This window comes from uncultured Aureimonas sp. (assembly GCF_913775355.1).
GTDB lineage: Bacteria > Pseudomonadota > Alphaproteobacteria > Rhizobiales > Rhizobiaceae > Aureimonas.
This window is the reverse complement of sequence record NZ_CAJYIU010000114.1, coordinates 1-6485: the sequence shown is the minus strand read 5'-3', so window position 1 is coordinate 6485 and position 6485 is coordinate 1. Positions and strand designations below refer to the sequence as shown.

At 65.7% G+C, this 6485-nt stretch carries 6 protein-coding genes and 2 pseudogenes; 6 read left to right on the top strand and 2 right to left on the bottom strand.

All coding sequences use genetic code 11. The annotated features are described in order from the left end of the window. The 4 genes and pseudogenes from QZ753_RS08245 to QZ753_RS08230 all read left to right on the top strand — a co-directional run. Nucleotides 1–119: pseudogene (locus tag QZ753_RS08245) on the top strand (NADPH:quinone oxidoreductase); the annotation flags it as partial. Continuing rightward, complete coding sequence (locus QZ753_RS08240; protein ID WP_294642681.1) at nt 116–1039, top strand: lipid A biosynthesis lauroyl acyltransferase; 924 nt, start codon at nt 116–118, stop codon at nt 1037–1039. The pseudogene QZ753_RS08245 and the gene QZ753_RS08240, both read left to right, overlap by 4 nt. 83 nt (nt 1040–1122) lie before the next feature. After that, nucleotides 1123–3120 carry a bifunctional diguanylate cyclase/phosphodiesterase gene (locus QZ753_RS08235; protein WP_294642680.1) on the top strand — a complete coding sequence of 666 codons (1998 nt, stop codon included), beginning with the start codon at nt 1123–1125 and terminating at the stop codon, nt 3118–3120. Nucleotides 3121–3251: 131 nt separating this feature from the next. After that, nucleotides 3252–3581: a response regulator gene (locus QZ753_RS08230; RefSeq protein ID WP_294642679.1), complete on the top strand. Its 330-nt coding sequence runs from the start codon at nt 3252–3254 to the stop codon at nt 3579–3581. 209 nt (nt 3582–3790) lie between these two features. Here the strand turns inward: QZ753_RS08230 and QZ753_RS08225 are convergent, their stop codons facing one another. Continuing rightward, the gene (locus QZ753_RS08225; protein WP_294642677.1) at nt 3791–3937 is read right to left on the bottom strand and encodes a hypothetical protein; all 147 of its coding nucleotides are present in this window, start codon (nt 3935–3937) and stop codon (nt 3791–3793) included. 257 nt (nt 3938–4194) lie between these two features. Here QZ753_RS08225 and QZ753_RS08220 point away from each other — a divergent pair, with 257 nt between their 5' ends. Further along, nucleotides 4195–5154, top strand: a complete 960-nt coding sequence (locus QZ753_RS08220; RefSeq protein ID WP_294642676.1) for a YbhN family protein — start codon at nt 4195–4197, stop codon at nt 5152–5154. A gap of 6 nt (nt 5155–5160) precedes the next feature. On the opposite strand, the gene QZ753_RS08215 is transcribed toward QZ753_RS08220, so the two are convergent. Next, nucleotides 5161–5973, bottom strand: coding sequence for a DUF1194 domain-containing protein (locus QZ753_RS08215; RefSeq protein ID WP_294642674.1), 813 nt, complete (start codon nt 5971–5973; stop codon nt 5161–5163). A 145-nt stretch (nt 5974–6118) separates the two neighbouring features. Here QZ753_RS08215 and QZ753_RS08210 point away from each other — a divergent pair. After that, nucleotides 6119–6485 (top strand): annotated as a pseudogene (locus QZ753_RS08210) (hypothetical protein); the annotation flags it as partial.

Below are 6485 nucleotides of genomic sequence, written 5' to 3'. Positions count from 1 at the left end.
GGCCGGTGATCGACACCGAGGTCGGCTTCGACGACATCGACGTCGCGCTGAAGCGGATGGAAGGACGGCAGGTCTTCGGCAAGATCGTGCTGCGCGTGGACCGCGACCTCGCCGCATGAGCGGACGGATTCTGGAGCGCGCCTGGAAGCGGCAGCGGCAGTCGCGCGACTGGCTGGTTGCGCAGGCCCTGTTCGCGATGCTTGCGGTGCTCAGACGGTTTCCCGCGCGCAAGGGTCTGGCGTTCGCCGACCGGCTCGCCCAATGGATCGGGCCGAAGACCTCGCGGCATCGGATCGCCATTGAGAACCTGACGCTCGCCTATCCCGAGAAGAGCGCCGCGGAAATCGAGGACATCGCCCGGCGCAACTGGGGCCAGATGGGCCGCATCGCCGCCGAATACGTCTTTCTCGACGAAATCTTCGATTTCGATCCGGCGCGCGAGCCCGGCACGGGAATGGTCGAGGTGGAGGGGATCGACCTGTTCCTCCGGCTGCGCGACAACCCGAGGCCGATCATCTTCTTCACGGCCCATCTCGGGTCGTTCGAACTCCTGCCGATCTGCGCGGCGACCTTCGGGCTCGACCTGACGGCCCTCTTCCGCCAGCCGAACAACCGCTACATCGCACGCGAGGTCCTGTCCGCGCGACGCACGAGCGGGGGCCACCTCGTGCCTTCCAAGGCCGGTGCAGCCTGGGCGCTCGCGGGCACGCTCGAAGCCGGCGGCAATGTGGGAATGCTGGTCGACCAGAAGTTCAAGCGCGGGGAGCCGACCACCTTCTTCGGCCGTCCCTGCCGCACCAATCCGCTGGTGCCCAAGCTCGCCCGCAAGTTCGATTGCGACATCCATCCCGCCCGTTGCATCCGTCTGCCGGATGGCCGTTATCGACTGGTCCTCGAGCCCCGTCTCGATCTGGCGCGCCGGCCCGACGGCGAGATCGACGTGACGGCGAGTTGCCAGCAGCTCAACGACGTGGTGGAGCGCTGGGTGCGCGAGCATCCCGACCAATGGATGTGGTTCCACCGCCGCTGGCAGATGTGACGTCGACACCGCCCAAGCGCACATTCGATCCGCTTCCTTAACTTTCGTCGCCTAGGGTCGCCGGGCGAGGGATTTCGGGTGCAATGATCACATTCCTGAAACGGTATTCGGCGACGGCCATCGGTGCGGGAGCGGTGCTCGCGGCGGTTTCGGTCGCGGGTGTCTATATCAGCAAGGAAACGGTCTCGAGCCTCATGGCCTCGACGGCGCAGCAACGCGTCCAGGGGTTCGTTACCTATCTCGAGGAGACGAACGGGGCGGTGGAGGCTCTGCTCACCGGCATCTCCCGCGATCCCGAACTCGAGACCCAGATCCGGTCGGTGGCGCTCGCCTCCGGTCTGACGAACTTCACCGTCTTCGATCTGGCCGGCGAGCCGCAGTTCGCCCTGAAGTCCGAGGCGCACGCGTGGCTGCTGCGCGAGCGCCCCGGCGGCATCAACGGGCTCGAGAAGCTCGCCGCGAGTGCCGTCGAGCGGCCCGGCGACTGGAGCGAAGCGGTCCGGTCCGGCACCGGCGAGAGCCTCGTGATCTCGCCCGTCGAGCGCGACGGAACCCGGCAAGGCTTCGTTTCCGTCGTACCCGACATGACAGGCGTCGAAGAGAATCTCGCCAAGACCGTCGGGCTGGCGGTGGCTGGGCTGATCGGCGTTCTCGTGACTGGTGCCGGCGTTCCCGGGCTCATCTACATCAGGCGCAAGTGGCGCATCGAGCAGGCCGACGAACGCATTCAGTTCCTCGCCAATCACGATACGTTGACCAAGCTCCTCAACCGCAAGCGGATCGAGGAGGACGCGGGCCGCATCTTCGCGACCTGCCGCGCGACACGCGAGCGCCTCGCCGTCTGGGCGGTCGACATCAAGGGTCTCGGCGACATCAACAAGACCGTCAATCAGGCGGGCGGCGACGAGTTGCTGCGCACGGTCGCCGACCGCTTGATGCGCGTCATCGACCGCAACGACCTCGTCGCCCGAACCGGCGCCGACGACTTCATGATCGTTCAACGCAACTTGCGTGGCCTCAACGACGTCGAGGCCCTCGCCCGCCGCATCCGGCAGGAAATCGAGACTCCCGTCACCATCGAGGGCGTCGAGCTGACACCGCAGCTGTGCATGGGCGTCGCGCTGGTGCCCGAGCACGGGCGTACGATCGGTGAGCTCTTCCAGAACGCCGAGCTTGCCGTGCTCGTCCACAAGAGCTCCAAGCAGGGCGATTTCGTCCTGTTCGAACCCTCGATGGACGAGGAGGCGACGCGCCGCCGCATGATCGAGCGTCGCATGCGCGAGGCGCTGGAGCACGAGCAGTTCGAACTGTTCTACCAGCCGATCGTGCGGGCCAGCGACCAGACGATCCTTGGCTTCGAAAGCCTGATCCGCCTGCCGGACGGTCAGGGCGGCTACATTCCGCCCTCGGTCTTCATCCCGATCGCCGAGGCGAGAGGGCACATCAAGGCGATCGGCGACTGGGTGCTGCGCGAGGCGACGCGCCAGATCGCGCTGTGGCCGGAGGACCTCTTCATCTCGGTCAACCTGTCGGCGGTGCAGTTCCGCGACGGAGACCTCGTCTCGATCGTCCGCGGCGCCCTGGAAGCGGCGGGCATCGCCGGTCATCGCCTCGAGATCGAGGTGGTCGAGAGTCTTCTGCTCGATCGCTCGGACGCGATCCTGGAGCAGCTTCAACAGTTGAAGACGCTCGGTGTTTCGATCGCCATGGACGATTTCGGCACGGGCTACTCCTCGCTCGGCTATCTCTGGCGCTTCCCGTTCGACAAGCTGAAGATCGACCAGTCCTTCATGATCGCCTTCGAGCAGGGCCAGCCGAATATCCGCCACATCATCGGAACCATCGTCAATCTCGGCCATCATATGAAGCTAAAGGTGGTGACCGAGGGCATCGAGACGGCGGCACAGGCCAAGATGCTGATGGAAATCGGCTGCGACCAGTTGCAGGGCTACCTGTTCGGAAAGCCGGTCGCCGCGGAACGTGTCGCGGCCGAGCTTCTCACGCGACTGTCGCATCGCGTCGACCGGTCTCCGGTTCCGGAAGTCGAAGCCGCCGCGCTGCCCCTCGCCTCGAACGCCTGAGCGTTTCGCGTCCGCCGGCGAGATCGCGTAGGATGGTAAACGAGAAGTCAATAAGTCCTGGAAAATTTATTTCCTGTTAAGGCGAACCTTGCGCGAGGCAGGTCGTTGTCCAGGAAACGAGGGCTTCTTCGATGCGCGTACTGATCCTGGAAGACGAGCCGCTGATTGCGATGGACCTCGAGGACATCGTGGTCGAGACGCTGCAGGCGGACTGCGTCTGGGCGAGCAGCCTTCACGACGGCTTTCAGCGTATCCTCGAGGGTGTCGACTTCGCACTGCTCGATTTCGATCTGGGCGGCGACAATTCGTCGGCGATCGCCCGCACGCTCGAAGACCTGAGAGTTCCGTTCTGCTTCGTGTCCGGAAGCCTCTCGGACGTTCCGAGCCGCTTCAGCCGCATTCCGAAGATTGCCAAGCCCTATCGTCACGCCGACATCGTGCGGGCGCTAACGGCTGCCTGATCACGGAGGCGGCGCGGACGGCGACACCTGTCCCCGCGCTGGCTCCGGGACGCGAGACCTGATCCGGAGCGCGCCAGCGCGGCGACACATCCAAGATCGCCTCTTATGCTTACCAATCGACTAACGCGCAGGCTCCGTTCGCATCCGAACGCGAAAAAGGCCGGCAAGCCGGCCTTTCCGTCTGCATTGCCGATGATCCGGAGCGCTGTTTAGCGCGTCACGTCCTTCACGGCTGCGCCGGTCGCATCGACGGTGTTGCCGACGTCACGGCCCACGCCACGCACGGTATTGGCGCAACCTGAAACCACCATAACGGCGGCGAGCGTTGCAGCGACGACGGAAATGCGACGGATCATGACCAAACTCCTCAGGGTCCCGATTGCGGCGAAGTAACGGCAACTGCCGCAATCGGTTCCCTCCATCTCGACATAATTTGCCGCGACCGAAACAGCGAAGGTGTCGAATGGGCTCGAACTGAAGCCGATCCATCGTGCGACCTGTCCGACAGTTGAAGGCGTATCGCTTTCCCTGCCCGAGCGTGAGGCTTATGTCTGTGGAGCGGGCCGCTGGGCGGCGCGGTCCGAAAAGCCATTCGGCGAGGGAAGGAACAGGCATGAAGTGGAAGGACGCCATCTGGCCCATCGTGGGTCTTGCGGCCGTGGTCCTCTCCTGCTGGATCCTCTACAAGGAAGTGCGGGGCCTGTCGCTCGACGACATCTGGGTCAGCTTCCAGAACGTCGGCTTCCACCAGTGGGCGCTGTCGATCCTCTGCGCCCTCCTCGCCTACGCGGTGCTGGCCTACTACGACCGGCTGGCGCTCCGGCATCTCGGGCGAAGCGTATCGCTCCCCTTCGTGGCGGCGACGTCCTTCACCACCTACGCCCTCTCACACAATATCGGAGCCTCGGTGTTCTCCGGCGCGGTCGTCCGATACCGCGCCTACAGCTCGCGCGGCCTGACGCCGTCGGAAATCGCACTCCTTATCGCGTTCTGTTCGTTCACCTTCGCGCTCGGCATCCTCGTCCTCACGGCGGTGACGCAGCTTGCCGACCCGACCATGATCCGCCGCTATGTCGACGTCGATCCATGGGTCCCGGTCGGGCTGGCGGTTCTGATCCTGGCGCTCGTCGGCCTCTACGTCTTCGGCAGCTTTCGCGGCTTCCGGCCCCGGAAGATCGGCGGTTTCCTGCTGCAGTATCCGCGGCGGGACGTCGTGCTGCGTCAGCTGATCGCCGCACCGCTCGAGATCGTGGCTGCCGCCGGCATCATTTATTTCGCGCTGCCGCCCGAGACCAATCCGGGCTTCGTCATCGTGCTCGCGATCTTCGTCGTGTCGTTTTCGCTGGCGCTCGTGTCGCACGCGCCGGGCGGGCTCGGCGTTCTGGAGGTCACGTTCCTGACCGGTCTGTCCGACGTGCCGGAGACCGACGTCCTCGCTGCGCTGTTCGTCTTCCGGATCCTCTATCTCCTGATCCCGTTCGCGGTGGCCATCGTGATGGTGCTGAGCTTCGAGCAGAGCGCCATGCGCCAGCGCCGACGGTCGGCGGCGGGCATCACCGCTCCGCGAACCTGACGGCGTTCAGCGCTGCCAGCGCTCCTGCCACTGCGCTTCGCCGATGAGGCAGTTGGTCGGAGGGCCATCGGCGGCGACCGGGACCACCACGCCGGGCTTGAGCCTGACGGGCCAGAGCCCCGCAAGCTCCAGTACGAGCTTGCGGCGCACCGCCTGCGGAAACTGCTCCCAGTCGTTCACGGGGATGACGAAGGCGCCCGGCCCTCCGATGACGCAGTCGCTATAGTAGCGATCGAGGTTCTGGATCGATCCCCAGCCGCCCCGAAGATCGTCGCCCTGCGTCATCAGAGGCAGGCCGTTGATGGTGATGCCGCGCGCGACGGCGGCGTCCCGCGCATCGGTCACGGGACGGCCCTGGTTGTTGGGTCCGTCGCCCGACACGTCGATGACGCGGCGCATCCCCTCGAACCCGTTGCGATCGAACAGGCCGGCCGCGAAATCGATGGCCGAGGAAATCGAGGTCCGGCGCATCCGGTCCGGCCGTGCCTCGGCGAGACGATAGGCGAAGGCTTCGGCCGAGTCCTTGCCGTCGATCAGCGTCCACGGCAGGACCACCTGCTGCGACGTGTCGCCGGCCCATTCGACATAGGTGACCGCGACGCGGCCGTGCATGCCGTCGGTGATTGCCTGCTGGAGTTCCGGCGAGCGGAAGGCGGCGACGTAGCCGTTGCGCTGAATGTCGAGCTCGCCGTAATCCATCGACCATGAGACGTCGACCGCGATCACCAACTCGACGTCGACCGGCTCATCCCCCGCGGCCACCGCGGGGATCGAGCTCAGGAGCGATCCGCAGATCGCAAGGGCGACGAGCTTTAGCATGGAGCGAGCGTCCGCCCATTCCGATTCGGATGCAAGTCCCGATCACGTCACTGCGACCAGAGGTGGCAAAGGGCGACGAGGCTTAATGGCGGCTTAAGTTCGGTTTGCAAGATTGGGCACGCCGCGCAACCGCTGGAACGTGTCCATGTCCCTCCCCCTCGAAACCCGTGCCGGCGTCCATGGCCTGCCGCGCGTGTCGCCGATCGCCGCCGCCCTGTCGCCGCTGGCGATCGGTCTTGCGACACTCCTTCTCGCGTTCGCCCTCCTCGCCCTGCCGGTCTCGCTGCCGATCGGCGCGATGTACTGGGATGTCGTCGTGTTCGTCGACGGCGGCTGGCGGGTCCTCAACGGCCAGACGCCCTCGGTGGACTTCTTCGCGCCGGTCGGCCCGCTCGGCTACTGGCTGTTTGCGGCGGGCCTCGAGTTCTTCGCCAAGCCGCAGCCGCTGCTGCTGGCGCAATGGATGCTGCTGCCGGTCACGCTCGCCGGCCTTCTTCCCGTGCTGGTGCGCA

Excerpts from the sequence above, each read along its gene's own strand:
- QZ753_RS08240 (WP_294642681.1), top strand. The coding sequence starts at position 116 with ATGAGCGGACGGATTCTGGAGCGCGCCTGGAAGCGGCAGCGGCAGTCG.
- QZ753_RS08235 (WP_294642680.1), top strand. The coding sequence starts at position 1,123 with ATGATCACATTCCTGAAACGGTATTCGGCGACGGCCATCGGTGCGGGA.
- QZ753_RS08230 (WP_294642679.1), top strand. The coding sequence starts at position 3,252 with ATGCGCGTACTGATCCTGGAAGACGAGCCGCTGATTGCGATGGACCTC.
- QZ753_RS08225 (WP_294642677.1), bottom strand. The coding sequence starts at position 3,937 with ATGATCCGTCGCATTTCCGTCGTCGCTGCAACGCTCGCCGCCGTTATG.
- QZ753_RS08220 (WP_294642676.1), top strand. The coding sequence starts at position 4,195 with ATGAAGTGGAAGGACGCCATCTGGCCCATCGTGGGTCTTGCGGCCGTG.
- QZ753_RS08215 (WP_294642674.1), bottom strand. The coding sequence starts at position 5,973 with ATGCTAAAGCTCGTCGCCCTTGCGATCTGCGGATCGCTCCTGAGCTCG.